The sequence below is a fragment of the Burkholderia pseudomultivorans genome, assembly GCF_001718415.1.
GTDB classification, from domain to species: Bacteria; Pseudomonadota; Gammaproteobacteria; order Burkholderiales; family Burkholderiaceae; genus Burkholderia; species Burkholderia pseudomultivorans_A.
Map to the genome: position 1 here is coordinate 708866 of NZ_CP013377.1, position 25017 is coordinate 733882.

The window sequence follows — 25017 nt, forward strand, 5'->3', positions numbered from 1 at the left end:
CCATGACAGCCGCCGACAAGAGCGGCCTGCATATCGATCATTGGAGACTTTGGATGAATACGTCACGAAAGGAAGGCGGCACCGCGCGAAACGGGCACGCAACGATCGCGTTGTGTCTGGCGATCGCGTTGCTCGAAGGGCTGGACCTGCAATCGGCCGGCGTGGCCGGCCCGCGCATGGCGAAGGAGTTCTCGCTCGCCGTCGCGCAGATGGGCTGGGCATTCAGCGCGGGCGCGATCGGCCTGCTGCCGGGCGCCGCGTTCGGCGGCCGGCTCGCCGATCGCTTCGGTCGCAAGCGCGTGCTGATGTGGTCGGTCGCGATGTTCGGCCTGTTCTCGCTCGCGACCACGCAGGTCTGGAGTTTCGAGAGCCTGCTCGTCGCGCGGCTGATGACGGGTTTCGGGCTGGGCGCCGCGATGCCGAACCTGATCGCGCTGTGCTCGGAAGCGGCCGGCCCGCAGCAGCGCAGCACCGCGGTCGGCGCGATGTACTGCGGGATGCCGTTCGGCGCGGCGATTGCCGCGGTGATCGGCATCGCGAGCGCGGGCGATGCGAGCTGGCGCCATGTGTTCTATGTCGGCGGATTCGGGCCGCTCGTGATGGTGCCGCTGCTCGGCTTGTTCCTGCACGAATCGCAGCAGTTCGTGGCGACGCGATCGAGCGCTGCCGGCCGCGCTGCCGGCCTGCCCGGCGTGAGCGACGCGCTGTGGCGCTACGGCCGCGCGCGCACGACCGTCGCACTGTGGATCAGCTATCTCGGCACGCTGGTCGTGCTGTATTTCCTGATGAACTGGCTGCCGTCGATGGTGCTGTCGCGCGGGCTGACGCGCGTGCAGTCCAACGTCGTGCTGATGATGTTCAACATCGGCGGCGGAATCGGCGCGGTGACGATCGCGACGCTGATGGACCGCTTCGGGCGGCGCGGCACGGTGATCGGCATGTACGTCGGCGTAGGCGTCGCGCTGGCCACGCTCGCGAGCGCGGGCGGTGCGACGTCGATGGCGGTGGGCGGCCTGCTGTGCGGGCTGTTTCTGGTCGGCGGCCAGTCGGTGCTGTATGCGCTCGCCGGTCACGCGTATCCGACCGAAGTGCGCGGCACGGGCGTGGGCGCGGCTGTCGCGGTGGGGCGGCTCGGGTCGATTCTCGGGCCGCTGGTGGCAGGACAGCTGTTCGCGCTCGGTCAGAGCCCGTCGATGCTGGTGTCGGCCAGCATTCCGCTGGTCGTGATCGCCGCGGTGGCGGCGTTGACGGTGGTGGGCGCGTTCACGCAGCAGCGCGCGGGCGAGCCGCAGCGCGTTTAGCGATTCGTGAGGGCCGCGCGCATGCGCGGTCCGCGATCGGGAACATTCATTTTTACGGAGAAGGACATCATCATGACTGCGACGACTGCACCGATCACGGAAGCGTCCACGAGCCGGTTTGCGCGCGTGAAGGACGGCGACCTCGAACTGCGGATCCACTACAACGACACGGGCGCCGGGCCGACCGGCGAAACGGTCGTGATGCTGCACGGCTCAGGCCCCGGCGCGAGCGGCTGGGCGAACTTCAACCGCAACGTCGAGCCGCTGGTCGCGGCCGGCTATCGCGTGATCCTGATGGACTGCCCGGGCTGGAGCAAGAGCGATCCGGTCGTCTGCACGTCGTCCCGCTCGGAACTCAACGGCCGCGTGCTGAAAGGGCTGCTCGACGAACTCGACATCGGGCGCGTGCATATTCTCGGCAACTCGATGGGCGGACACAGCGCGGTGGCGTTCGCGCTAGGCAACCCGGAGCGGGTCGGCAAGCTCGTGCTGATGGGCGGCGGAACGGGCGGCCCGAGCAGCTTCGCGCCGATGCCGACCGAAGGCATCAAGCTGTTGCAGGGCCTGTATCGCGAGCCGACGATCGAGAACCTGAAGCGGATGATGAACGTGTTCGTCTACGATGCGAGCGCGATCACGGACGAACTGATGAAGGCGCGCCTCGACAACATGCTCGCGCGGCGCGATCACCTCGAGAACTTCGTGAAGAGCCTCGCGGCGAATCCGAAGCAGTTCACCGACTACGGCCCGCGGCTAGGTGAAATCGCGGCGCCAACGCTCGTCATCTGGGGCCGCGACGACCGCTTCGTGCCGATGGATATCGGCCTGCGGCTGATCGCCGGGATGCAGAACGCGCAACTGCACGTGTTCAACCGCTGCGGACATTGGGCGCAGTGGGAGCATGCGGATGCGTTCAACCGGATGGTGATCGATTTCCTGCAGCACTGAGGGCGCGTCGCGGGTTGCCTGCTGCCCGGCGCTTGCGGACACGAAAAAACCCGCGCGGCCTGACGCCGACGCGGGTTTCTTTTTCCAGCCACGGACGTGTTCGCGACACGCCTGTATCGTTTCTGGTGCCGACGGCGAGACTCGAACTCGCACAGCTTTCGCCACTACCCCCTCAAGATAGCGTGTCTACCAATTTCACCACGTCGGCACGTCAAGGGGCGCAATTCTAGCGCCACATTGTGCGTTTGTGAAGAGGGCCGACGGATGCAGGCGCGCAAGCGATCCCGGTAAAATTCGTGCGATCGATCCGACGATCATCGCTACTGCCGCCCGCTTCCATCGTGAAAAACACCCTCGAACAACTGCAGTCCGGCCGCCTGACGGGCGCACGGCAGCTCAAGCTCGCCTGCGGGCTGACCGAATTCCCGCGCGAGATCTTCGACCTGGCCGATACGCTCGAAGTGCTCGACCTGACCGGCAACACGCTTGCGTCGCTGCCGGACGACCTGCCGAGGCTGCACCGTCTGCGCATCCTGTTCGCGTCCGGCAACCGTTTCACCGAGCTGCCCGCGGTGCTCGGCGCATGTTCGCAGCTGGACATGGTCGGCTTCAAGGCGAACCGGATCCGTACCGTGCCGCGCGACGCGCTGCCGCGTGCGCTGCGCTGGCTGATTCTCACCGACAACGAAATCGACGAACTGCCCGCCGAAATCGGCGATTGTTCGCGATTGCAGAAGCTGATGCTCGCGGGCAACCGTCTGCGTGTACTGCCCGCGGAAATGGCAGCATGCCGCGCGCTCGAACTCGTGCGCCTGTCCGCGAACCGGCTGGAGACGTTGCCGGACTGGCTGCTGCGCCTGCCGCGCCTCGCGTGGCTCGCGTATGCGGGCAATCCGTTCGGTGCGGCGCTGGAGGCCGAAGCGTCGACCGATCGGAGCGTCGCGGAGATCGACTGGAGCGAACTCGCCTGCGAGGAGAAGCTGGGTGAAGGCGCATCGGGCGTCATCTACCGCGCGCAATGGCACGCGGCAGGGCAGGCGCCGCGCGCGGTCGCGGTCAAGCTGTTCAAGGGTGCGGTCACGAGCGACGGCCTGCCCGATTGCGAAATGGCCGCATGCCTGCACGCCGGACGTCATCGGAACATGATCCCGGTGATCGGCCAGCTGCGCGGTCATCCGGACGGCGCACACGGCCTCGTGATGGAACTGGTCGATCCCGCGCTCGACACCCTCGCCGGGCCGCCGAGCTTCGCGACCTGCACGCGCGACGTATATGCGGCCGATGTGAGATTCGCACCGGCGACGGCATGGCGGATCGCGCACGGCATCGCGTCGGTCGCGCGTCATCTGCACGCGCGCGGCATCATGCACGGCGACCTGTACGCGCACAATATCCTGCACGACGGCGCGGGCGGCGCGTTGCTCGGCGATTTTGGCGCGGCGTCGGTCTACGACGTGAACGACCGCGTGCGCGCGGCGCGGCTCGAACGGCTGGAAGTCAGGGCCTTCGGTTATCTGCTCGACGAGTTGCTGGCGCGATGCGAGCCGCATGCGTGGGAAGGTTCGGACGTACTCGATGCGCTTGCCGCCGCCTGTCTGAACGAAGAGATCGACGCGCGGCCGTCGTTCGACGAGATCGCGGCCGTGTTGGCCGCGTCGAAGGGGTGATGCTGGCGCCTGCCGCGCAGTCGACAGGCGGCGGTCGGCAAGCGGCGCCGCGGTCGGGGTGAAGCCGCGCATGACGACGCGGCGGCGTGCTTCACCCCGACGCCCGGCGTCAACGTGCGTCGCGCATGCAGTATGCGGCGATCGCGGACGGCGAATCGATGGCGCCCGGCCGCGTCATCCACGCGATCCATCCGGCCCATAACCCGCAGGCAATCAGCACGGCGACGTTCAGCGGCGTCCGGTAGCGGACGATCAGGTCGGCCAGCAACAGTCGGTCTTTCATGGTGCCTCCATCGGTCGTTGCGGATGCGCCTTACTGGCCGGTATACGAAGGCGACTTCGCGTCGCAGCTCACGGACACCGTCGAGCCGTCGGCGAAATGCAGCGCGAGCGGCACCTTCGCGCCCGGCGCGACGGGCTGGCGCGGTTCTTCCAGCATCACGTGATAGCTCTTCGGCTTGAACGTCAGCGTGCCGTGCGCGGGCACCTCGACCGAGTCGACGTGGACCATCTTCGCGGTGCTGCCGCTGGTCTGCGTCTCGTGCAGCATCGCCATCCCGAACGCGGGCGTGTCGACGCCGGTCAGTGCGACGGGCTTGTCGCCGTTGTTCTTCACCGTGAAATAGCCGGACGACGGCACCGTCGCCGGCATTGCGCGAATCCAGCACGCATCGGCCTGCACGGCCGGCGCCGCGAACGTTGCCGAGGCGTGCAGCCCCAGCAGGGCAAGCATCAGGCCGGCGGAGAGCGATTTCTTCATCGTGGGTTGTCCTGGGTTGATTGAAAGGCGCGAGCGAGTATCACTTCAGCGTGAACGTGTAGTGGCCTTGCGTGCGATGCCCGTCGTTGGCCACTGCGACCCACGCGACCGTATAGGTGCCGGCCGTCAGGTTCGACAGCGCGACGTGCATGCGCTTGCGGTTGCCGTCGTCGACGCTCGACTTGCCGTCGGCGACGGACTGGCCGTGGCTGTCGGTGACCGCGATCGAGCTGAACGCGGGTTCGAGCGCCTCGTCGAAATCGATCGTGACGGCGTGCGGCGCGCTGGTGAGCGTGGCGCCCGCGGCTGGCTGCTGCGTTTTCGGGAACGCGTGCGCGTGCGCGGCCTGCGCGACGATGACGGTCAGCGCGGCGGCGCCGCGCAGGAGTGCGGAAGTTTTCATGGCTGGATGAGCGGTTTGCCGATCGAGTGGGGGAAGATGTCGTCGAGATACAGATGGGCTTGCAGCAGCACGCCCGTATGGCGTCCGGACGCGCGATTGACCGGGATCTGCGCTTCGATGCCGAACTGGCCCCAGCGCGTCAACCACAGCACGCCGGGATTGATCGTGCCGGTGGTCTGCCCGGAGCATGCACCGCCGGTGCAGGTGTTCATCGGGAATTCGACGATCGGCACGAGGTTCGCGAACGGCGCGCCGAGGCCGAGGTTCTTCACCGACGATTGCAGGTACGGAATGCTGTACTGCACGGTCATGCCCCAGTCGAGCGAATCGGGTGCGGACGCGTTGGTCGTGAAATTCGGCGACACGGCGCCGGTGATCGCGAGCGGGCGCAGGTAGGCGAGCGCGTCGGGCAGGTCGCCGAAGCCCTTGCCGAAGAACACGCCCGGCGAAATCGTCGAGAACGCGTCGCCGATCGCCTTCGAGCCGGTGCCGCCGAGCGTCGCATGGACGCCGGCCGACAGCATGAACTCGTGCGCCGGGTTCACGTACGCGAGGTATTTCAGGCCGATGGTCAGGTTGTCGGCGCCTTTTGCCGAGCCGCCGTCCGGCGCGTTCTGCGTGACGTAGGCGCTGCCGACGCTGAACGCGAGGTTCGACGTGATCAGCTTGTCCCATTCGAACGACGCGGTGTTGACGTTGACGTCGCCGCTGTCGCCCGGCGTCTTGATGTGGCCGAACTGGAAGTCGATTTCATCGCCGACGCCGGGATCGTCGATGGCCATCGTCGCGGGGAATACACGGTCGCCGGCAATCGCATGGGCGCGGGCGGCAGCGGGGAAACAGCAGCAGAGCGCGCCCGCGAGCAGTGCGGGTGCAGCAACGGGGATCTTCATGATCGTCCTTCGGAACGTGACAGCTCACGCACGCCGACGGCATGCGCGGAGAGCGCGATGCACGTCGGCATCACGCACTGTAGCGGCGGTTCAGGACGGGAAAGGCGGCGCGCGCGGCTGCGCGGCCGTGAGCGGCAGCGTGCGGCGCAGGCTTTCGAAGCGGGTCGCTTCGCGATGCTGGAGGACGCGCACGGTGGCCGCGAACGTCAGTTCGGGCGTCGGCAGCGCGGGCGCATGCGTGAGGAGGCTGCAGTAGCCGCATGCCTGCAGATGCGCGCACAGGCTTTTCGACGATGCGTTGGCCGCGTCGCTCGCGGATGACGGCTGCACGGTGCAGTAGCTCGCGAGCAGCGCGTCCACGCGGCTCTGGGTCGTCAGCGCCTGCGAGATCGTCGGTGCGAGCGACGCCATCAGGATGGCGAGCATCCCGATCAGACTGCCGATCTTCCGCAGACGACGACTCAGCATGCGATGGCGCAACGGCGAGAGGACGATGATGGAGCGGAATTATGCCATGTGCGCAACGGCGCGGATATGCGGGGTTGCGCGTGTCAGGGTGGCGCGCAGCGGCGTGCGCGTACGCGCTGTCGGCCGTCGCGCTACGCGTGTTTCGTCAGATATTTGGCGATCAGCGTCATCTGCGCGGCCCAACCCTGGTCGTTCATCTCGTATGCCTTCGCACGGCGCTCCGCGGCGAGCTGGTCGAAGCCGGATTCGACGACCGTCAGCAGCGTGCCGTCCGGTCGATCGGCGAGCGAGAACGTGACGAGCGTCATCGGCTCGGACCCTGTTTTTCGATGCGATCGGCTTGCGGTGGCATGACGTTCTCCATGCAGGGATCAGACGTTTGCGGGTCGCGGCGCACGCATGCGCGTTTGGACCCCTAGTCGAGCACGACCGCGTCGGGCACGTCGAGCACGAGATCCGACGTCGCGACGGCCACGCACGGCAGCGTATAGCCGTCGGCCTTTTCGTCGCGGCTCAGGCCCGGCCATTCGATCGTGTAGCGTACGCTGCCGCTGACGATCCGGCAAAGGCATGTACGGCACGTGCCGTTGCGGCACGTGCGCGGCAGCGAGACGCGCGCGAACGCGGCGGCCTCGAGCAGCGTCAGCGAGTCGGGCGCGTCGAAGCTGACGCCGAGCGGCTCGATGCGCACGACGGGAGGGCGTTCGGAATCGGTCATGGGTGACGGGTGATGAATCGGCGGCGATGCGAAGCATACCCGAAGCGGTCGGCGGCCGGCGCGCGGCGGGCCGCCGGCGACAGCCGTCAGTGGCGGCGCAGGTAACGGTAGACGGTATTGCGCGCGAGTCCGAGTTCCCGCGCGGCAGCCGACACGTTGCCGCCGTGGCGCGCCAGCACCGCGTCGATGACCGCGGCCTGGTGGTCCTGCAGCGTCGCCGCTTCGCGCGCGGCGGGCGAGGGCGCGGCGGCGGCCGGCGCGTCGTTGCAGTCGAGCCAGAAGTCGTCGGGCAGATGCGCGAGCGTGATCTCGGGTTCGTCGTCGGCGAGCATGCCGGCCGTGCGCAACACGTTGGTCATCTGCCGCAGGTTGCCGGGCCAGCGGTGGCGCGCGAACGCGTCGAGCACGGCCGGCGCGATCCGGCGCGGCATCGGCTCGCTGCGCGCGAGCCGCGCGAGGATGCGTTCGACGAGCGCGGGCAGGTCGGTACGCGCAGCCAGCGGCGGCAGCGTGACCGCGAGGCCGTTGATCCGGTAGAACAGGTCTTCGCGGAACGTGCCTGCCGCGATCATCGCGCGCAGGTCGCGGTGCGTCGCGCAGACGACGCGCACGTCGACCGGCACCGCACGTGCGCCGCCGAGCGGCATCACCGCGCGCTCCTGCAGCACGCGCATCAGCCGGACCTGCTGCGCCAGCGGCATGTCGCCGATCTCGTCGAGAAACAGCGTGCCGCCGTCGGCCTGCACGATCTTGCCGGGGCTGCCGCGCTTGCGGGCGCCGGTGAACGCGCCGTCTTCGTAGCCGAACAGTTCGGCCTCGATCAGCGAATCGGGCAGCGCCGCGCAGTTGACCGCGACGAACGGGCCGTCCGCGCGCGGCGACGCGTGATGCAGCGCACGCGCGAGCCATTCCTTGCCGGTGCCGGTCTGGCCGAGGATCAGCAGCGGCAGGTCGCGCCCGCGAATCTTCGCGACGCGTTCGAGCACCGCGGCCATGCGCGCGTCGCCGCTGTCGAGCGTCGCGAACGTGATCGCGTCGGGGTCCGGTGCGCGCATGCGTGCGGCGGGCGCGGGCGGCGCGACGGTGACGGCCGTCTTGTGCGCCTCCGCGAATTCGCAGCGCGCGAGCACGCGCACGCCGGTCGACAGCGTGAGCCGGAACGTCGCGCCCGGCGCGCGGGCGGCCTGCTGTGCGAGTTCGCCGAAACGCATCCCGAACAGCGCGTCGCAGCCCTGATGCTGCAATGCATCGAACGGCGCACCGAGCTGGAACTGTGCGCTGCGGTTCGCGGCGATCAGTCCGCCGTCCGGGCCGAATGCGACGAGCCCGGCGAACAGCGAGTCGACGCATTCCTCGTGCGCGTGAAAGCGCAGGCGCAGCGCTTCCGCGCACTGGTTCGCGAACAGATGGTTTTCGATCAGCTGTGCCGACATCCTGACGAGCGCGAGCGTATGCGGGCTGAAGCCGCGCGGATCGCCGCTGACGTCGAGCGCGCCGAGCGTGCGGCCGAACGGATCGACGATCGGCGCGCATGAACAGGTGAGGATGTGATTCGCGCGCAGGAAGTGTTCCGGGCCGTGCACGGCGATCGCCTGTCCCGACGCGAGCGCGGTGCCGATCGCATTGGTGCCGCGCGCGCGTTCGGCCCACGACACGCCCGTGCACAGCGCGACGCGGTTGGCTTTCTCGATGAAGTCGGCGTCGCCGATGCTGTGCAGGATCACGCCGGCGGAGTCGGTCAGCAGGACGAGGCTCTGCGTATCGGCGATCTGCGCGTGCAGGTTCTCCATCACCGGGCGGGCGTGCGCGAACAGCGCGTGATTCGTGTCGAGCAGTTCGCGCAGCGCGATGTGCGACAGCGGCGAGAAATCGGGGCGCTCGTCCGCGCGCAGGCCGACCGCGGTCGAACGGCCATGCGCCTGTGCGAGCAGGTCGATGCGGCCCGATGTGGTGGGCAGCACGGAAGATTGAGGCATCGGTTGTCTCCTGTCGACCGCAGTTGGCGCTTCAGCGCTTACTGCGGTCCCATGCACTCGCGGTCGGCCGCAGTTGGCGCGTCAGCGCTTGCTGCGGTCCCATGCACTCGCGGTCGACCGCGATCATCGCCGGTCCATCCGCCGCAGCTCCGCGCGGCGCGCGCCGGTCATTCGAGTATCCGTCATCATACAAGCGCCGCGCGCGATGCGCGACCACGGGCAAATTCTCCTTGCTTTTAAGCGTCTACCTGCAATGATGGAAATGGAGAACGCACGCGCCGTACTCCGCACTGCAACATGCATGCGACGCGACATGCATCCGTTCGGGAGAGCCATCATGGTTCGGACGGAACTGAGAGTCGTGCTGGCGGCCATCGCCACCTTCATCATGCTGGGCGGCATCGCCGTGGCGATCCACGGTCTGCTGTTCGATCTGACCGATGCGGTGCGATACGGGGCGGCCGCGATCGCAACCGGCGCCACGACCGCCGCGATTGCACTCAATGTCTGGCCCACCGACCCGCACTGACGCGCGTCGGGAAAACGGTGCCGGATGCCGCGCGGGTCGCCGTTGATCCGCGTCGGGGCAACGCACACCGAAATTTTGTCTCCTGCGCGAAACCGTCTAAAGTGGAATGCAACCGGCATGCATTGTCCACGCCAACCCCCGTGTCCGATGCCTCCGCCGGCGAGCCCGCGTCATTCTCGTCCGGCCGGTGGCGGACGACGGACGCGGTCATTCGTTTTCTACCGGATGATTGAGGCGGCTCCCATGCAGATCCATTTCACGAACGATGCGCCCGAATATTCGGGGCGCGACCTGATGCTTGCGTTTACGGCGTTGGTCAATGGCGAGCGCGTCCAATGTCAGATCACGGCCGAGGCGCTGGAGGATCATTTCGGTGCGGCCTCGCCGCGCTTCGAGGACATGGTCGGCGCGTTCGACCAGCACCGCGACCGCATCGAGGCGGCCGCGCGGCGGCTGTTGTCGGAAACGCGCGCGCAATGCGTGACGCTGCGCAGCGGCTATGTGCGCTTCTACGAGGCGAACTGGCGCTGACCGGTCGAGCGGTCGGTGACGGAACGGGCGCCGTATGCCGGCGCCCGTGTCGTATCGGCCGTCCGTCGCGATCCCCCTGAAACGACAAACGCCACCCGAAGGTGGCGTTTGCTTGTCGTGCGTCGCGCGGCGGCGCGTCCGTCATTCGCTGCCGAGATAGAAGAAGCGGAACAGGAACACGGCCGCGATGATCCATACGATCGGCTTGACCTTGCCGCCCTGGCCGGTCAGCAGCTTCAGGCCGCCGTATGCGATGAAGCCGAACGCGACGCCGTTCGCGATCGAGTACGTGAACGGCATCAGCAGCGCGGTCAGCGCGGCCGGCACGGCTTCGGTCGCATCGTCCCACGGCACCTCGACCATTTCGCGCAGCATCAGGCACGACACGTACAGCAGCGCCGGCGCGGTCGCGTAGGCGGGCACCACGCCCGCGAGCGGCGCGATGAACAGGCATGCGAGGAACAGCACCGCGACGGTGATCGCGGTCACGCCCGTGCGGCCGCCGGCCTGCACGCCCGATGCGCTCTCGATATACGCGGTGGTCGACGACGTGCCGAGCACCGAGCCCGCGACGATCGCGGTGCTGTCGGCGAGCAGCGCCTTGTTCAGGCGGTTCATCTTGCCTTCGACGAGCAGGCCCGCGCGGTTCGCGACGCCCATCAGCGTGCCGGTCGCATCGAACAGTTCGACGAGGAAGAACACCAGGATCACGTTGATGATGCCGGTCGACAGCGCGGCGCCGATGTCGAGCTTGAACAGCGTCGCGTCGATCGACGGCGGCGCGGAGAACACGCCGTGGAACTGGTTGTCGCCGAAGAAGAACGACAGGATCGTCACGCCGATGATGCCGATCAGGATCGCGCCGCGCACGCGCAGGTGGTCGAGCGTGACGATCGTGAAGAAGCCGACGATCGCGAGGATCGTGTCGTGCTTGTGCAGGTCGCCGAGCGTGACGAGCGTCGCCGGGTTGCCGACGATCACGCCCGAGGTCTTCAGCGAGATGATGCCGAGGAACAGGCCGATGCCCGCGGTGATCGAGATGCGCAGCGATTTCGGAATGCCGTTGACGATTGCCTCGCGCACGCGGAACAGCGTGACGATCAGGAACAGGCAGCCGGAGATGAACACCGCGCCGAGCGCGGCCTGCCACGTGAAGCCCATCCCCTTGACGACCGTGTACGCGAAATACGCGTTCAGGCCCATGCCGGGCGCGCACGCGATCGGGTAGTTCGCGTACAGCCCCATGATGATCGATGCCAGCGCCGCGACGAGGCAGGTCGCGACGAACACGGATTCCTTCGGCATGCCGGCGTCGCCGAGGATCGCGGGGTTGACGAAGATGATGTAGGCCATCGTCAGGAACGTGGTGACGCCCGCGAGTATTTCGGTGCGGAAGTCGGTGCCGGCTTCAGCGAAGCCGAAATACCGCTTGATGGATTCCATGAAGGCGTTTCTCCGGTCGGGTTGTCGTGTTGCTTGTTGTGCCGAATTGTTGTACGGGCAGCGTGCGGCCGGCTAACTGTAACCAGCCACTATTGCCCGGCTATCGGCGGATTGTAATAGCGCGGATAGCTCCGACGATATAGTCGCGGGGCATGATCGCGGTCTTTGTGCGGAACGGGCGGGCGGTCGATGGCAGGGTGGCCGGGCCGGCCGCGCGAAGACGGCGCGCATTTTACCGGTTCGGCGGCAGCGGACAGGAGAAACGGGACGGCGGCGCGCGCGCAGGCGGCCGATGCGTGCGCAACGGCGCTGCAGCGGCAGGGTCGTTGCGATGACATGCGACTGAAACGGAGCGCCCGCATGCTGTCGGGACGACGGGCATGCGCCGGCCATTCGTCAGTCCAGGCCGGAGCGGGCATCGGGCTATCGTGCGCCGAAGCCGTCCCGTCCGCAACTGTCATTTCGCGATGCGGGCCCGACTGTGGTTTTCTGTGTAAAAGATTGCAAGACCCCATCGCGTAAACCGGCAAGTCTTTCTAGGATAGAGAAACCGCGCACACACGCCCGTGCCGGTTGCTGCCGGCGCGGGGGAGCGGCAGCACGTGTGGGCCCGGGCGGTGAAGCGCGGTGACGGCCGTTGTGCGGTTCGGGCAGACACGGCCGGTTGCGATTGCCCGATGCGGGTTCGTCCGCCATCACGGAGGTCAGCATGTTGAACTGGATCAGCCGTTGGGCCATGCGGCACGCCCCCACGCCGGAAAAAACCGCTGCGTCGATGCTCGTGACGGCGCGCATGGAACTGTTCGCAGCCGAGCAGCGCGTCATCGACGCGAAATTACAGGCGGATTACTGGCGCACGCGTGTGTCGTTCCTCGAGGAAGTGCAGAAGCAGGGCATCGATCCCTGGGTGACCTCGCAGGCGACGCAAAGGCCCGAGCTCGATTCGACTCCACGCAGCACGGGCCCGCGTCTCGCCGCCAGCACCTGAATCCCGTCATCTGATGCAACTGATGGCTGTGCACGGCGCGCGATCGCTCGCGGCATGCAGCGGCATGTCGCGTCATTCGATGCGCACCTGCGGCGCGTTGCGCCGCGGGTGCGTCCGTTTCCGGTCGCGGCCGTTCCGCGTTCCCCGCGCGTGAGCGCGTCGATCATCCACTTCTTCGCCATCGTCCGACGAGCAAACGTTGCACTTGCGCGAGCGCGCGCCTGAAGCGCTCGCCGCGCTGCACGTACGCCGTCGTGATCGACGCTTCGGCCGATTCCCCGTTATCGGTGCCGAGCCAGATACGCTCGCCGCGCGCGACGCGCAGCACGTCGCCGGGCTGCACCCAGAAATCGTCGACGCTCGGCGGACGCGTGATCCACAGCGGCGCGCCGTGCGCGCGAATCTCCGCATCGCGCGGCGCGCGCCAGCTCAGCGTCGTGCGCGGCGTCACCGCGAAACGGATCACGACAGTCGGTAAGGCGATCGCGCCCGTGCGGCGCGGATCGGGACGAACAAACAGCGGGCTTGCCTGGTCCATCGTCTTGCTCCATTCGTTGACCGGACGGATGACGCGCACCAGAACAAAAAGGCCTCATCCGTTTCCGGTGAGGCCTTGTGTGACTGCGGTACTGCTCGGTTGCTAACGCACAAGCACCTCCCGTGACGCACCCATATGGGCGTTCACCGGGGCATTAATCGCGATGGCGATGAGCTTGAACGTAGGCATGCGAACGAGTTTGTCGCCGTCGCGCGGCGTTGTCAACGACTATTTTCGAGACAGGAGCGGGTCATGCGTCGCGCTGTGCGAGCGCGTTCACGAGCAGTTCGGACAGCAGGCCCGTCATCCCGTTCGGGTGCGTCGCCGCGCGCGCCTTCAACTGCTCGACGAGTTCGGCGTTCAGCTTGCATGCGAACGGCACGAGCCCCTGTTCCTGGTCGAGCTTGCGCTGTGCGCGACGGTCGAGCGCAGCCGCTGCCTCGACGCCCTTGCCGAAGCGCGCGGAGCTGGACTGCTTCATCGCGTGCGTCAGCTTGAGCGCCTTGTTCTTTTCGAGATCGGTTTTCTTCATGGCCATCGCGGCACCTCCGGGAAATGAAGCCGCGATTGTACGCATTTCGGCGGGCGCTGCCCGCCGCGTGCGTCGTCATGCGCCCTTCGTGGCGCCCCAGTTGCCGCCGTGCGCGGCTGCCCGAGCGGCCGGCGAGCGTGCCAGATACGCGAGCGCCTGCTCGGTCGAGCCTTCATGGTGCGGCGTATAGCCGGGCTTGAAGTAGCGCAGCGCGGCGCCGATCACCTTCCAGAACGACGGCAGATGACCGCGCCGCGAACCTTGCCGCCACGCCATCGCAAAGCCCGGATAGCGGCCCGCGCCCGGGTCGAGCCGGTACATGAATTTCGCGCCCGTCGTGATGTAGTAGAGCAGCAGCACGATCACGAACGCCATGTGCACGCAGCGCTCCGGATACGAGCCGCCCATGTGCCGGTAGATGTCGAACGCCACGGTGCGATGCTCGACTTCCTCCGCGCCGTGCCAGCGCAGCAGGTCGACCATCGTCGGGTCGGCCTTGCCTGCGTCGAGGCCGTGCGCGTTGAGCACCCAGTTGCCGAGATAGCCGAAGAAATGCTCGAGCGACGCGATCACCGCGAGCTGCTGGCGCAGCCAGAAACGCGTATGGCCGATCTTCAGTCCGAGCGGCTGTTCGCCGAGCACGCGCGTGAACAGCCGGTTGAGCTTCTGCGTGAACGGCTTCGTGTCGATGCCGTGCCGATCGTAGTAGTGCTTGAGCACGCCGCCGTGCGAGCGCGAATGCACGGCCTCCTGACGCAGGAAGCCTTCGGCCTCGTCGCGCAGGCGCGCATCGGTGATCAGCGGCAGCGCCTTGTTGTACACGCGGCAGAACCACAGCTCGCCTTCCGGGAACAACAGGTTCAGCGTGTTGATGATGTGCGTGCTGCCCGGATCGTTCGGCACCCAGGTGATCGGCGTATCGCTGAAGTCGAACTTGACGTGGCGGGCCTTGATCTTGTGGTATTCGGCGGTATCGGTCATCGGTGTCTCCCTGTGCGGCGCCGGGCGCCGTCAATGCGATGCCATGCTGACGCGGGCGATCATCCGCCCGAGCCACGGCATGAAGCGGCCGACGAAGCGCAGCGCGTGCGCTTCGCCGCCGACCGCGACGACGGGGCGGTTGCGCAGCACGCCGTCGACCATCGCCTGCGCGACGGTTTCGGGCTTCAGGCCGCGCATCTGGTACAGCTTCGTCGCGCGCTTGCGCAGGCGTGCTTCGTCCTGCGTGCTGGCGCCCGCGTATTGCGTCGACGCCATGATGCCGGTCTCCGCGAAACCCGGGCACACGGCCGTCACGCCGATGCCTTGCTCCGCGAGTTCCGCGCGCATGCATTCGCTGAGCATCAGCACCGCGGCCTTCGTCGTCGCATACGCGGGCAGATCGCGCGACGGACCGAACGCAGCGGCCGACGCGGTGTTGACGATGTGCCCGCCGGTGCCGCGCGCGGCCATCTGCTGCGCGAACAGCCGCGAGCCGTGGATCACGCCCCACAGGTTCACGTGAAGGATGCGCTCCCAGTGCCGCGTGCTCGTATCGAGGATGCCGCCGGCCATGCCGATGCCCGCGTTGTTGACCACCACGTCGGCGCCGCCGAGTGCGCTGCCGACCCAGGTCGCGAGCGCTTCCATCTCGTCGGCCGAGCCGACGTCGACGCGCTTCGCATGCGCCTGCGCGCCGGTCAGCCCGATCAGCAGCGCGGTGCGTTCGGCGCTCGCGAGATCGATGTCGACCGCGACGACGGTCGCGCCTTCGCGCGCGAACGCGAGCGCCGCGCAGCGGCCGATGCCGCTGCCCGCGCCGGTGACGACCGCGACCTTGCCGCTGAAGCGACCGCTCGTTGCGCGGCGACGCGCGTTCGCGAGTGCGGGCGGCTCGTCGCCCGATTCGACCGCGTCGATCAGCTGTTCGGCGAGGCCGGCGAAGCGCGCGGGATCGGCGAGCGGCAGCCAGTGGCCGGCCGCGACTTCGCGGCGGTAGTAGTGCGGCACCCAGCGCGACAGGTTCTCGGACAGCGCGGGGCTCACGTATTTGTCACGGAGCGGCACGATCGTCTGCACCGGCGCATGCGCATAGCGTTCGCGCGGCGTGAACAGGCAGCGGATGAAGTTCGCGCGATAGAGGCGCACGCCGCGCGCGCCGTCGTCGGCCTGCCTCGCGCGCGGCGCGACGGGCGTCTTCTCGATCCGGCGGAGCAGGCCGGGCCACGCGCGGCCGAGCCAGAGCCGCCAGCCGAGTTCGGGAATGAACGGCAGATGGAACAGGTAGACGTACCACGACCGCAACAGCTGGCCGCCGAGCTTGCCGAGCGAGGCGGGCGTCGGAGGCAGCAGGCGTTCGCGCAGCCAGAAGCCGACATGGTCTAGGCACGGCCCCGAGCACGAGGTGTACGACGCGATGCGGCCGGCGAGCCGCGGCTCGGTGACGAATTCCCAGCCCTGGATCGAGCCCCAGTCGTGCGCGATCAGGTGCACGGCGCGGCCGGGGCAGAGTGCGTCGATCACCGCGATGAAATCGTCGGTCAGCTTCGCGAGCCGGTAGTCGGCGGTGTGCTTCGGCGCGCTGGAAAGGCCGGCGCCGCGTACGTCGTAGGCGATCACGTAATGCTTGCGCGCCAGCAGCGGCGCGACCTGCTGCCAGACGCTGCTGTCGTCGGGATAGCCGTGCACGAGCACGACCGGCGAGCGGGCCGGATCGCCCCAGGTCCTGACCGCGAGCGTCAGGTCGCCGGAGGCGACGGCGGTTTCGTTGTGAAGCGATTCGAACAGGGCCAGCGGTGCTTCGTCGGAAAGAGGCTGCATCGTGAGTCCGTCGTCGGGAAGTCGGTCAGGGGGCGCGGTGCCGGTCAGGCGGTGGCCGGCGCGGTCGCGGCGGCCTGCGAGCGTTCGGCCAGCCGGCGCTGCCAGCGGCGCACGTGCGGCAGGTCGTCGTCGAGCCAGTACGCGTCGTCGTCGGTGATCACGAGCAGTTCCTCGAATTTCGCGCCGACGCCGGAAAAGCCGAGATGCGGCTCGACGGCCCACAGGCCCGGCACGGGCGCATGCTCGGAGCGCCGGTCGATCGACCACAGCGGCGACCAGCCTTGCTGCTTCGCCGTGCGGCCCTGGTCGAGCAGCAGGTTGCGCGTCGCATTCAGTCCGAAGCGCGCGACGAAGCGCGGCTTCGACAGCTTGTGGATCTTCGCGACGCGATGCGCGAGCACCTTGAACGGATACGCCTTGTGGCGCGGCTCGACGCCCTGGCGGCGGCACAGCGCGTCGACTTCCTGCGCGACCTCGGCCATCGGGCGGCGCGCCTTCACGAGCCGCACGATCATGTCGCGATGGTCCATCAGGTCGTCCTGCAGCTGCTCGAGGATCGGGTTCCTGCCGAGGCAGTGCGCGTAGCCGACGTCGGCGACGATGCCGTCGAGCACGGGCGCGACGTCGAGAATCACCGGCATGTCGGTTTCGAGCTGCCGGTTGCTCGGGAAGAACGCGAGATTGAAGCCGCCCATGTGCTTGAGGCCCGAGAAGCCTTCGAACGCGGTGCGGTCGCCGAACCATGCGAACGGCTTGTGCAGCCAGTCGTGCACGCCGTGGTCCTGCAGCCATTCGGTCAGCAGGCGGGCGGCTTCCTTCTCGGTGATGCCGGGGTAGAGCATGCCGCCGACGGTTTCGACGCAGCGGTACGCGAGCTGCTGGACCGCGCGGAATTGCGGCAGCTCGTCGAGGTGGACTTCCGGCAGCGGATGATCGGACATGGGGTGTCTCCAGGGGATGCTGATCCGGAATGGGCGTCGGTGGCCTGCTTTGTCGCCGGTTATTCAGTCAGCATTTAATGTGCCATTGGTTGATGTAATAATCATAGCCGGTTCGGCGGGGCGCGCCAGTCCCGAAGGGTGAGGATTTGTCCTAATGGAGCGGGGAAATGGAGGGGAGGCTCTAGAGGCTCGGAGCCGTGAACTGCTCAACGACAACCGATTCAGGAAACAGGATCCGGCATGACTCATCCGATTTTCGACTTGCTGACGAAGCTGGATGGCGCCCATCTAGCCTATGCACTCCGCCGCCATCGACCCGACTCGATTCTCGTTTCCGTGACGGTAGTCGGACAACGTGTCGAGATCGACGTGTTCGACGACGGACACATGGAGGTGTCCCGATTCGTGGGTAACGAGGATATTGAAGGCGGAGCCGAATTGATCGACTCCATCGTGGCGTCAGCGAGATAGCTGCGAGGCGGACCCGGACAAGACGGGCGGGAATAAAAAAAGACGCTTGCGCGTCCTTTGTCGTCTGAGGTGTTGCGCATCGTCGAGAGGCGTCCCCAGCGTTGTCGTTGGCGATCGTAGCGAACTGTCGTCGGGATGTCAAAATGCGTCGTATTGCGTTCCGGCCGTGTCATCTCCGCTGCATACCGGGCGAGATTGCGCGCAGTCGGCTTCGCGCGAGGCGCTACCACTCGGCAGACGCAGCGGGACAGTCGGCATGGGCTCGCGCGTGCCGATGCACCCCGGACCCGCACTATCCCTCCCGCTTCCCACCCCACCGCTCCAGCAACGCGCCCAGCAGATCGACCGGCAGCGGAAACACGATCGTCGAATTCTTGTCCGCCGCGATCGTCGTCAGCGTCTGCAGATAGCGCAGCTGCATCGCCTGCGGCTGCTGCGCGAGCCGCTGCGCGGCCTGCAGCAGCTTCTCGGACGCCTGCAGTTCCCCTTCCGCATGAATCACCTTCGCGCGCCGTTCGCGCTCGGCCTCGGCCTGCCGCGCGATCGCGCGGATCATCGTCTCGTTCAGGTCCACGTGCTTGATCTCGACTGTCGAGACCTTGATCCCCCATGCATCGGTCTGCGCATCGAGCGTCTTCTGGATGTCCGCGTTCAGTTGCTCGCGTTCGGCCAGCAGCGCGTCGAGCTCGTGCTTGCCGAGCACCGCGCGCAGCGTCGTCTGCGCGAGCTGGCTGGTTGCCTCGAAGAAGCGCGCGACCTGGATCACCGCCTTTTCCGGATCGACGACGCGGAAATACACGACCGCATTGACCTTCACCGACACGTTGTCGCGCGTGATCACGTCCTGCGCGGGCACGTCGAACACGACGGTGCGCAGGTCGATCCGCACGACCTGCTGGACGATCGGGATGATCAGCACGAGCCCCGGCCCCTTCACTTTCCAGAAGCGGCCGAGCATGAACACGACGCCGCGCTCGTACTCGCGGAAGATGCGGATCGACGACGCGACGAGTATCACGACGAAGACGATCAGGACGCTGCCGAAGCCGAACGTGTAACCCATCATGAAGGTTCTCCCTGGTGTTGGCGCGGCGCGGGCGCGTCGTAGAGCGGCGCGACGGTGAGCATCAGCCCGTGGCGGCCGGTCACGCGCACGCGGCAGCCGGCGGCGAGCGGCACGCTGCTCGCGACGCGCCAGCGTTCGCCGTGCACGCGCGCCCAGCCCGCGGCGGACGGCGCGGCGCCGGCTGTGCCGTGCGGCTGGTCGGGCTGCAGCCCGTCGTCGAGCACTTCGCCGATGCTGCCGACCATCGCCTCGCCGCCCGTCACGACCGGCCGGCGCCGCGCGCGCAGCGCGACGCTCGACACGCCCGCGACCAGCAGCCCGCCGCCGAGCGCGAGGCTCGCGATCACGGGCCACGGAATCCCGTAGCCGGGCACGTCGGTGTCGATCAGCATCAGCGCGCCGATCGTGAACGCGACGATCCCGCCGAAGCCGAGCACGCCGAAGGTCGGCAGGAACGCCTCGGCGACCAGGCAGCCGAGCCCGAGCAGCACCAGCCCGAGGCCCGCATAGCTGATCGGCAGCAACTGCATCGCGAACAGCCCGACCAGCAGGCAGATCGTGCCGGCGACGCCCGGCAGCACGAAGCCCGGGTTCGCGAATTCGAAGAACAGCCCGTAGATGCCGATCGTCAGCAGGATCAGCGCGACGTTCGGATCGGCGATGATCGACAGGAACCGGCTGCGCCAGTCGGGCTCGACCACGACGAGCGGCGCGTGCGCGGTCGCGATGCGCAGCGTGCCGGCCGTCGTCGTCACCGTGCGGCCGTCGAGCTGCCGCGCGAGATCGGCCGGGTCCTGCGCGATCAGGTCGACCACGTGCTGCGCGCGCGCCTCGTTCGCCGACAGGCTGACGGCTTCGCGCACCGCGCGCTCGCCCCATTCCGCGTTGCGCCCGCGCAATTGCGCGAGGCCGCGCAGATACGCGGCGGCGTCCTGCATCGCCTTGCGGATTTCGGTCGACTGCGTGTCGGCCGGCAATGCGGCCGATGCGGCGGCCGGGCGGGAGGCGCCGGATGCACTCGACGCGCCCGACGGCGGCGGCTGCGGCGTGGCCGGATTCGCGCCCGGCGCGCCGCCGATGCCGAACTGCACGGGCGACGCCGCGCCGAGATTGGTGCCCGGCGCCATCGCCGCGATGTGGCTGGCATAGACGATGTAGGTGCCCGCGCTTGCGGCCCGTGCGCCGCTCGGCGCCACGAAGGTGGCGACCGGCACCGGCGAGCCGAGGATCGCCTTGATGATCTGCCGCATCGACGTGTCGAGGCCGCCGGGCGTATCGAGCTGCAGGATCGCGAGCGGCGCGTGCTCGCGCGCCGCGCGCTTGAGCGAGCGGACGATGAAGTCGGCGCTGGCCGGCCCGATCGCGCCGTTGACCGGGATCACGATGACTGGGGGAGGCGCGACCGGCGTACCGCCTGGCGGCGCGTCGGCAGCCGGAGCCGCGACGGCCGCGCATACGACGAGCAGCGCCGCGAACAGCGCGGCGCGCGCGACCCGCGCGGACAGCGGGTGACGGGGGCGGCCGCGCGGCGGGGCAGGCGCCGGCGGCGGCGGGTGACGGTGAATGTGCATCGGGACGTCCGGGCGGCGCGCGGCCGCACGCCGTCCGGCTCGCGGAATGGGCGTTGGCCCGACGCTTAAAGATTAGGCGGTTTCAGGCGAAAGCGCGAAAGCGCGGCGCTCAGCGCGCATCGCCCATCCGCGCGAGCACTTCGTCGCGGTACTCGGCCGGACTGCGCCCGCTCCACTTGCGGAACGCGCGATAGAACGCGCTCGGCTCCGCGAAGCCCGCGGCGGCCGCGACGTCGGCGATCGAGCGCGCGGGATCGGCGAGCGCCTCGAACGCGAGGTCGCGCCGCAGCGTGTCCTTGATCGACTGGTACGCGTGGCCTTCCTGATGCAGCTTGCGACGCAGCGTCGCCTCGGCGACATAGAGCCGCGCGGCCATTCCCGCCGCGCCCGGCCACGTGGCGGGCGGCATCCCGCGCAGCACCGCGCGCACGCGCTGCGCGAGCGCGTTCGGGTTGCGGTACTTGACGATGAAGCTTGCCGGCGCATTGCGCAGGAACGTCTTCAGCGTCTTCGCGTTCTGCACGACCGGCAGCGTCGCGAATTCCGGGTCGAAGTCGACATAGGAATCGGGCTGGTTGAAGCGCATGTCGTCGCAGAACATCGACGGATATTCGTGGTCGGCCGGCGGCGTGTCGCAGCGGAAGCTGGCGTGCAGCAGCGGGATGCGCCGCCCGATCAGCCAGCAGGTCAGCCCGTAGACGATGATGAAATAGGTCGCGTACGTGAACATCGCGGGCGTCGCGCCGTTGTTGCGATGCACGAAACGCAGCCGCACGCGCTGCGGGTTCGCGTCGAGCTCCGCGTGCAGGTCGTCGAGCACGCAGTGCATGAAGTTCACCGCGCGCGCCATCGCATGCAGCCCGTCCTGCGCGGACAGCGCGGCCTGGCTCATCGCGACGAAGCTGCCGCTGCGCATCGGGTGGCGGTCCTGCCCGAAGAACTCGTCGTCGAGCGCGCGCGCGATCGCGTTCCACAGCGCGCCGTACTGCTGCGCGGACACGCGGGCGCGCGGCTGCGCGAGCAGCGCGGGCGCGATGCCGGCCTGCGCGAGCAGCGGCGCGGACGCGACGCCGCGCCGCGTGGCGAGCGCGACGCTGTAAGCCACCAGGCTGATCGCGACGGTTCCCTTGTCTTCCTGCTTCATGGCCGTTGCCGGTATGGCAAAAACGCTCAGTGTAAATGAGCGGCGCGAGCATCGAACAGTCGCGCGCGCTTGCCTACACTTGTTGCATCGAAACAGAGGGACGGTCGCGCCAGGCGGCCGCGGGAGACAGCAGCACCATGGACGCGCTTTACACCGAAGACCAGCGGATGATTCGCGACGCCGCGCGCGCTTTTGCCACCGAGGTGCTGGCGCCGAACGCCGCGCAGTGGGATCTCGACGCGAAACTGCCGGACGCCGTCGTCGCGCAGCTCGGCGAACTCGGCCTGCTCGGGATGATCGTGCCGCAGGAGCTGGGCGGTTCGTACACCGATTACGTCGCCTATGCGCTCGCGATGGAGGAGATCGCGGCCGGCGACGCCGCCTGCGCGACGATGATGAGCGTGCACAACTCGGTCGGCTGCGGGCCGATCCTCGGCTTCGGCACGCCGGCGCAGAAGGATCGCTGGCTCGCCGAGATGGCGGCCGGCCGCGTGATCGGCGCGTTCTGCCTGACCGAGCCGCAGGCCGGTTCGGAGGCGCACAACCTGCGCACGCGCGCGGAACTGCGCGACGGCAAATGGGTGCTGAACGGCGCGAAGCAGTTCGTGACGAACGGCCAGCGCGCGGGCATCGCGATCGTTTTTGCCATCACCGATGCCGAAGCGGGCAAGCGCGGCATTTCCGCGTTCCTCGTGCCGACCGACACGCCGGGCTTCATCGTCGGCAAGCCCGAGAAGAAGATGGGTATCCGCGCGTCGGACACCTGCCCGATCACGTTCGAGAACTGCGCGATTCCTGAAGAAAACCTGCTCGGCAATCGCGGCGAAGGGCTGAAGATCGCGCTGTCGAATCTCGAAGGCGGCCGGATCGGCATTGCCGCGCAGGCGCTCGGCATCGCGCGCGCCGCGTTCGACAAGGCGCGCCGCTATGCGGGCGAGCGCGTGCAGTTCGGCAAGCCGCTCGCCGAGCATCAGGCAATCCAGCAGAAGCTCGCCGACATGGCCGTGCAGATCAACGCGGCGCGCCTGCTCGTGCACCACGCGGCGAAGCTGCGCACGGCCGGGCTGCCGTGCCTGTCGGAAGCGTCGCAGGCGAAGCTGTTCGCGTCGGAGATGGCCGAGCGCGTGTGCTCGGACGCGATCCAGATCCACGGCGGCTACGGCTATCTGGCCGACTACGAAGTCGAGCGTCACTATCGCGACGCGCGCATCACGCAGATCTACGAAGGCACCAGCGAAGTTCAGCGGATGGTGATCGCGCGGCAGCTTTGAGCGGCGGCGGTGACCGGAACGCGAGCAGCAGAAGCACCGGCAGCGGCAAACCACGAAAGCAACAAGGAAAGGGTACGAGGGTAGCGCGGTGAACGCGGCACGCAACGACGTGACCGTGCGCCGCGCAAGAGGGCGCCGGCGCATGGCTGTCATGCATGCGCCGGCTGCCGGGACGCATGGAGACAGCCCGGCGGCGGACGAAAACCGGCAACGGACGCCGGCGCGCACCGCCGCAAGGCATGGGACAGGAGACGACACGATGACGGCACAGGCATTCCTGGACGCACGCGATTTTCTGCTGCGCCATCGCACCGACTACGAAACCGCCTACCGCGATTTCGAATGGCCGGTGCTGGACACGTTCAACTGGGCACTCGACTATTTCGACCCGATGGCGCGCGGCAACGACAAGCCCGCGCTGTGGATCGTCGACGCCGCGACCGGCACCGGTGATCCGTATTCGTTTGCGCAGATGTCCGAGCGCTCGTCGCGGATCGCGAACTGGCTGCGCGGGATCGGCGTGACGCGCGGCGACCGGATCCTGCTGATGCTGCCGAACCGCGTCGAGCTGTGGGACGCGATGCTCGCCGCGATGAAGCTCGGCGCGATCGTGCTGCCGGCCACCACGCAGCTGTCCCCCGACGACGTGCGCGACCGCGTGCAGATCGGCGGCGCGAAATACGCGATCGTCGACGAGAACGAAACCGACAAGTTCGAACAGCCGGGCCTCGGCCTCGCGCAGAAGATCGTCGCCGGCGCGCCGCGCGCGGGCTGGCTCGCGATGAACGACGGCTATGCGGCCAGCGCCGCGTTCGAGCCCGATGCCGTCACGCATGCCGGCGATCCGATGCTGCTGTATTTCACGTCGGGCACGACGTCGAAGCCGAAGCTCGTCGAGCATACGCACCGCACCTATCCGGTCGGCCATCTGTCGACGATGTACTGGGTCGGGCTGCAGCCCGGCGACATCCACTGGAACATCAGCTCGCCGGGCTGGGCGAAGCATGCATGGAGCTGTTTCTATGCGCCGTGGAATGCGCAGGCGTGCGTGTTCGCGTTCAACTACGCGCGCTTCGACGCGAAGGTCGTGCTCGACGCGCTCGTCAAATACCAGGTGACGACGCTGTGCGCACCGCCGACGGTCTGGCGGATGCTCGTGCAGCAGCCGCTCGCGTCGTTCGACGTGAAGCTGCGCGAGATCGTCGGTGCGGGCGAGCCGCTGAATCCCGAGATCATCGAGCGCGTGAAGAAGGCGTGGGGCATCACGATTCGCGACGGCTACGGGCAGACCGAGACGACCTGCCTGATCGGCAACCCGCCGGGCCAGCCGGTCGTCGCGGGCTCGATGGGCCGACCGCTGCCCGGCTATCGCGTGACGCTGCTCGACCCGGACGGCGCGCCGGTGACCGAAGGCGAGATCGCCTTGCCGATCGGGCCGGACGTGACGCGTCCGGTCGGCCTGATGAACGGCTATGCGAACAACCCCGATGCGACGGCCCATGCGATGCGCGACGGCCACTACCGCACGTCGGACATCGCGATGCGCGGCGACGACGGCTACTACGTGTATATCGGCCGCGCCGACGATGTGTTCAAGTCGTCCGACTACCGGCTGAGCCCGTTCGAACTCGAAAGCGTGCTGATCGAGCATCCGGCGATCGCCGAGGCGGCGGTCGTGCCGAGCCCGGACCCGGTGCGACTGGCGGTGCCGAAGACCTTCGTCACGCTGCGGCAGGGCTACGAGGAAAGTCCCGCGCTCGCGCTGGAGATCTTCCGCTTCTCGCGCGAGAAGCTCGCGCCGTACAAGCGGATTCGCCGGCTGCAGTTCGCGGAACTGCCGAAGACGATCTCCGGCAAGATCCGCCGCGTCGAGCTGCGCCGCCGCGAGATCGAGCGCGGCGACGACGCGGGCGCGCGCATGCCCGGCGAATACTGGGAAGAGGATTTCGCCGCCGAACTGAAATGAACCGACCGCGCTGCGCGCCGTGCACCGCGACCGCGGGCAAGGCGTCGCGGCCGGCCCGAACCTGCCGGCCGCGCGGCACTCGCGCGGCGGCGC

Annotated in this window: 25 protein-coding genes, 1 tRNA gene and 1 pseudogene; 9 read left to right on the forward strand and 18 right to left on the reverse strand. The window is 68.1% G+C overall.

Going from position 1 to position 25017, the window contains the following annotated elements:
- The first annotated feature begins 53 nt into the window (after positions 1-53).
- Positions 54-1301: a 3-(3-hydroxy-phenyl)propionate transporter MhpT gene (gene mhpT / locus WS57_RS03030; RefSeq protein ID WP_009692781.1), complete on the forward strand. Its 1248-nt coding sequence runs from the start codon at positions 54-56 to the stop codon at positions 1299-1301.
- A 72-nt stretch (positions 1302-1373) separates the two neighbouring features.
- On the forward strand, positions 1374-2249 hold the full coding sequence (locus WS57_RS03035; RefSeq protein WP_059517048.1) for an alpha/beta fold hydrolase: 876 nt from the start codon (positions 1374-1376) through the stop codon (positions 2247-2249).
- Between the two features lie 123 nt (positions 2250-2372).
- Here WS57_RS03035 and WS57_RS03040 read toward each other — a convergent pair.
- Positions 2373-2457 (reverse strand) — tRNA-Leu (locus WS57_RS03040).
- A 133-nt stretch (positions 2458-2590) separates the two neighbouring features.
- Between WS57_RS03040 and WS57_RS03045 the strand changes: the two genes are divergently transcribed.
- The gene (locus WS57_RS03045) at positions 2591-3916 is read left to right on the forward strand and encodes a leucine-rich repeat-containing protein kinase family protein (protein ID WP_069243730.1); all 1326 of its coding nucleotides are present in this window, start codon (positions 2591-2593) and stop codon (positions 3914-3916) included.
- A 109-nt stretch (positions 3917-4025) separates the two neighbouring features.
- Here WS57_RS03045 and WS57_RS37525 read toward each other — a convergent pair whose 3' ends face one another.
- The 8 genes and pseudogenes from WS57_RS37525 to WS57_RS03080 form a co-directional block, all read right to left on the reverse strand.
- On the reverse strand, positions 4026-4199 hold the full coding sequence (locus WS57_RS37525) for a hypothetical protein (protein ID WP_009692777.1): 174 nt from the start codon (positions 4197-4199) through the stop codon (positions 4026-4028).
- A 30-nt stretch (positions 4200-4229) separates the two neighbouring features.
- Positions 4230-4676: a copper chaperone PCu(A)C gene (locus WS57_RS03050; protein ID WP_009692776.1), complete on the reverse strand. Its 447-nt coding sequence runs from the start codon at positions 4674-4676 to the stop codon at positions 4230-4232.
- A gap of 40 nt (positions 4677-4716) precedes the next feature.
- Positions 4717-5079: a copper resistance CopC family protein gene (locus WS57_RS03055; RefSeq protein ID WP_069243731.1), complete on the reverse strand. Its 363-nt coding sequence runs from the start codon at positions 5077-5079 to the stop codon at positions 4717-4719.
- Positions 5076-5972 carry a hypothetical protein gene (locus WS57_RS03060; RefSeq protein ID WP_069243732.1) on the reverse strand — a complete coding sequence of 299 codons (897 nt, stop codon included), beginning with the start codon at positions 5970-5972 and terminating at the stop codon, positions 5076-5078. Before WS57_RS03060 ends, WS57_RS03055 begins: the two co-directional genes overlap by 4 nt.
- A 90-nt stretch (positions 5973-6062) precedes the next feature.
- On the reverse strand, positions 6063-6440 hold the full coding sequence (locus WS57_RS03065; protein ID WP_040131171.1) for a DUF2946 domain-containing protein: 378 nt from the start codon (positions 6438-6440) through the stop codon (positions 6063-6065).
- A 131-nt stretch (positions 6441-6571) separates the two neighbouring features.
- A pseudogene (locus WS57_RS03070) lies at positions 6572-6757 on the reverse strand (SRPBCC domain-containing protein); the annotation flags it as partial.
- A gap of 98 nt (positions 6758-6855) precedes the next feature.
- Positions 6856-7158: a 2Fe-2S iron-sulfur cluster-binding protein gene (locus WS57_RS03075; protein WP_069243733.1), complete on the reverse strand. Its 303-nt coding sequence runs from the start codon at positions 7156-7158 to the stop codon at positions 6856-6858.
- An 86-nt stretch (positions 7159-7244) separates the two neighbouring features.
- The gene (locus tag WS57_RS03080) at positions 7245-9134 is read right to left on the reverse strand and encodes a sigma-54-dependent Fis family transcriptional regulator (RefSeq protein WP_040131173.1); all 1890 of its coding nucleotides are present in this window, start codon (positions 9132-9134) and stop codon (positions 7245-7247) included.
- A 337-nt stretch (positions 9135-9471) separates the two neighbouring features.
- Here WS57_RS03080 and WS57_RS03085 point away from each other — a divergent pair, with 337 nt between their 5' ends.
- Together WS57_RS03085 and WS57_RS03090 are read left to right on the forward strand one after the other, a co-directional pair.
- Complete coding sequence (locus tag WS57_RS03085) at positions 9472-9663, forward strand: DUF2964 family protein (RefSeq protein WP_040132061.1); 192 nt, start codon at positions 9472-9474, stop codon at positions 9661-9663.
- A gap of 243 nt (positions 9664-9906) precedes the next feature.
- Entirely contained in the window at positions 9907-10194 is a 288-nt protein-coding gene (locus WS57_RS03090; RefSeq protein ID WP_009695840.1) for a DUF1488 domain-containing protein, read from the forward strand.
- A 141-nt stretch (positions 10195-10335) separates the two neighbouring features.
- On the opposite strand, the gene WS57_RS03095 is transcribed toward WS57_RS03090, so the two are convergent.
- On the reverse strand, positions 10336-11637 hold the full coding sequence (locus tag WS57_RS03095) for an NCS2 family permease (RefSeq protein WP_009695841.1): 1302 nt from the start codon (positions 11635-11637) through the stop codon (positions 10336-10338).
- A gap of 709 nt (positions 11638-12346) precedes the next feature.
- On the opposite strand from WS57_RS03095, the gene WS57_RS03100 reads away from it, so the two are divergent.
- Positions 12347-12625: a hypothetical protein gene (locus tag WS57_RS03100; RefSeq protein WP_009695842.1), complete on the forward strand. Its 279-nt coding sequence runs from the start codon at positions 12347-12349 to the stop codon at positions 12623-12625.
- A 163-nt stretch (positions 12626-12788) separates the two neighbouring features.
- On the opposite strand, the gene WS57_RS03105 is transcribed toward WS57_RS03100, so the two are convergent.
- From WS57_RS03105 to WS57_RS03125, 5 genes are all read right to left on the reverse strand, one after another.
- Positions 12789-13163, reverse strand: a complete 375-nt coding sequence (locus WS57_RS03105) for a DUF2917 domain-containing protein (protein ID WP_009695843.1) — start codon at positions 13161-13163, stop codon at positions 12789-12791.
- A gap of 250 nt (positions 13164-13413) precedes the next feature.
- Positions 13414-13701: a hypothetical protein gene (locus tag WS57_RS03110; protein ID WP_009695844.1), complete on the reverse strand. Its 288-nt coding sequence runs from the start codon at positions 13699-13701 to the stop codon at positions 13414-13416.
- A 69-nt stretch (positions 13702-13770) separates the two neighbouring features.
- Complete coding sequence (locus WS57_RS03115) at positions 13771-14676, reverse strand: metal-dependent hydrolase (RefSeq protein ID WP_040131174.1); 906 nt, start codon at positions 14674-14676, stop codon at positions 13771-13773.
- A gap of 30 nt (positions 14677-14706) precedes the next feature.
- On the reverse strand, positions 14707-16494 hold the full coding sequence (locus tag WS57_RS03120; protein ID WP_069243734.1) for an SDR family oxidoreductase: 1788 nt from the start codon (positions 16492-16494) through the stop codon (positions 14707-14709).
- Between the two features lie 44 nt (positions 16495-16538).
- A complete protein-coding gene (locus WS57_RS03125; RefSeq protein ID WP_059517032.1) occupies positions 16539-17435 on the reverse strand; it encodes a M24 family metallopeptidase in 897 nt (298 codons plus the stop codon).
- Positions 17436-17675: 240 nt separating this feature from the next.
- Between WS57_RS03125 and WS57_RS03130 the strand changes: the two genes are divergently transcribed.
- Positions 17676-17906: a hypothetical protein gene (locus WS57_RS03130; RefSeq protein WP_009688155.1), complete on the forward strand. Its 231-nt coding sequence runs from the start codon at positions 17676-17678 to the stop codon at positions 17904-17906.
- Positions 17907-18198: 292 nt separating this feature from the next.
- On the opposite strand, the gene WS57_RS03135 is transcribed toward WS57_RS03130, so the two are convergent.
- The 3 genes from WS57_RS03135 to WS57_RS03145 all read right to left on the reverse strand — a co-directional run bounded on the left by WS57_RS03135 (position 18199) and on the right by WS57_RS03145 (position 21687).
- Positions 18199-18972, reverse strand: coding sequence for a slipin family protein (locus tag WS57_RS03135; RefSeq protein ID WP_040131178.1), 774 nt, complete (start codon positions 18970-18972; stop codon positions 18199-18201).
- The gene (locus WS57_RS03140) at positions 18969-20543 is read right to left on the reverse strand and encodes an NfeD family protein (RefSeq protein WP_069243735.1); all 1575 of its coding nucleotides are present in this window, start codon (positions 20541-20543) and stop codon (positions 18969-18971) included. Before WS57_RS03140 ends, WS57_RS03135 begins: the two co-directional genes overlap by 4 nt.
- A gap of 109 nt (positions 20544-20652) precedes the next feature.
- Positions 20653-21687, reverse strand: a complete 1035-nt coding sequence (locus tag WS57_RS03145) for an AraC family transcriptional regulator (protein WP_059605909.1) — start codon at positions 21685-21687, stop codon at positions 20653-20655.
- A 137-nt stretch (positions 21688-21824) separates the two neighbouring features.
- Between WS57_RS03145 and WS57_RS03150 the strand changes: the two genes are divergently transcribed.
- Together WS57_RS03150 and WS57_RS03155 are read left to right on the forward strand one after the other, a co-directional pair.
- Positions 21825-22958 carry an acyl-CoA dehydrogenase family protein gene (locus WS57_RS03150; protein ID WP_059605906.1) on the forward strand — a complete coding sequence of 378 codons (1134 nt, stop codon included), beginning with the start codon at positions 21825-21827 and terminating at the stop codon, positions 22956-22958.
- Positions 22959-23217: 259 nt separating this feature from the next.
- Positions 23218-24924: an AMP-binding protein gene (locus WS57_RS03155; RefSeq protein ID WP_059517028.1), complete on the forward strand. Its 1707-nt coding sequence runs from the start codon at positions 23218-23220 to the stop codon at positions 24922-24924.
- Positions 24925-25017: the final 93 nt, after the last annotated feature.

Bases quoted from the DNA above. Each gene is read 5' to 3' on its own strand.
- WS57_RS03110 (WP_009695844.1), bottom strand. From the start codon at position 13,701: ATGGCCATGAAGAAAACCGATCTCGAAAAGAACAAGGCGCTCAAGCTG.
- WS57_RS03100 (WP_009695842.1), top strand. From the start codon at position 12,347: ATGTTGAACTGGATCAGCCGTTGGGCCATGCGGCACGCCCCCACGCCG.
- WS57_RS03080 (WP_040131173.1), bottom strand. From the start codon at position 9,134: ATGCCTCAATCTTCCGTGCTGCCCACCACATCGGGCCGCATCGACCTG.
- WS57_RS03050 (WP_009692776.1), bottom strand. From the start codon at position 4,676: ATGAAGAAATCGCTCTCCGCCGGCCTGATGCTTGCCCTGCTGGGGCTG.
- WS57_RS03060 (WP_069243732.1), bottom strand. From the start codon at position 5,972: ATGAAGATCCCCGTTGCTGCACCCGCACTGCTCGCGGGCGCGCTCTGC.
- WS57_RS03120 (WP_069243734.1), bottom strand. From the start codon at position 16,494: ATGCAGCCTCTTTCCGACGAAGCACCGCTGGCCCTGTTCGAATCGCTT.
- WS57_RS03105 (WP_009695843.1), bottom strand. From the start codon at position 13,163: ATGGACCAGGCAAGCCCGCTGTTTGTTCGTCCCGATCCGCGCCGCACG.
- WS57_RS03150 (WP_059605906.1), top strand. From the start codon at position 21,825: ATGGACGCGCTTTACACCGAAGACCAGCGGATGATTCGCGACGCCGCG.
- WS57_RS03065 (WP_040131171.1), bottom strand. From the start codon at position 6,440: ATGCTGAGTCGTCGTCTGCGGAAGATCGGCAGTCTGATCGGGATGCTC.
- WS57_RS03130 (WP_009688155.1), top strand. From the start codon at position 17,676: ATGACTCATCCGATTTTCGACTTGCTGACGAAGCTGGATGGCGCCCAT.
- mhpT (WP_009692781.1), top strand. From the start codon at position 54: ATGAATACGTCACGAAAGGAAGGCGGCACCGCGCGAAACGGGCACGCA.
- WS57_RS03135 (WP_040131178.1), bottom strand. From the start codon at position 18,972: ATGATGGGTTACACGTTCGGCTTCGGCAGCGTCCTGATCGTCTTCGTC.
- WS57_RS03090 (WP_009695840.1), top strand. From the start codon at position 9,907: ATGCAGATCCATTTCACGAACGATGCGCCCGAATATTCGGGGCGCGAC.
- WS57_RS03095 (WP_009695841.1), bottom strand. From the start codon at position 11,637: ATGGAATCCATCAAGCGGTATTTCGGCTTCGCTGAAGCCGGCACCGAC.
- WS57_RS03035 (WP_059517048.1), top strand. From the start codon at position 1,374: ATGACTGCGACGACTGCACCGATCACGGAAGCGTCCACGAGCCGGTTT.
- WS57_RS03140 (WP_069243735.1), bottom strand. From the start codon at position 20,543: ATGCACATTCACCGTCACCCGCCGCCGCCGGCGCCTGCCCCGCCGCGC.
- WS57_RS03145 (WP_059605909.1), bottom strand. From the start codon at position 21,687: ATGAAGCAGGAAGACAAGGGAACCGTCGCGATCAGCCTGGTGGCTTAC.
- WS57_RS37525 (WP_009692777.1), bottom strand. From the start codon at position 4,199: ATGAAAGACCGACTGTTGCTGGCCGACCTGATCGTCCGCTACCGGACG.
- WS57_RS03155 (WP_059517028.1), top strand. From the start codon at position 23,218: ATGACGGCACAGGCATTCCTGGACGCACGCGATTTTCTGCTGCGCCAT.
- WS57_RS03085 (WP_040132061.1), top strand. From the start codon at position 9,472: ATGGTTCGGACGGAACTGAGAGTCGTGCTGGCGGCCATCGCCACCTTC.
- WS57_RS03125 (WP_059517032.1), bottom strand. From the start codon at position 17,435: ATGTCCGATCATCCGCTGCCGGAAGTCCACCTCGACGAGCTGCCGCAA.
- WS57_RS03055 (WP_069243731.1), bottom strand. From the start codon at position 5,079: ATGAAAACTTCCGCACTCCTGCGCGGCGCCGCCGCGCTGACCGTCATC.
- WS57_RS03115 (WP_040131174.1), bottom strand. From the start codon at position 14,676: ATGACCGATACCGCCGAATACCACAAGATCAAGGCCCGCCACGTCAAG.
- WS57_RS03075 (WP_069243733.1), bottom strand. From the start codon at position 7,158: ATGACCGATTCCGAACGCCCTCCCGTCGTGCGCATCGAGCCGCTCGGC.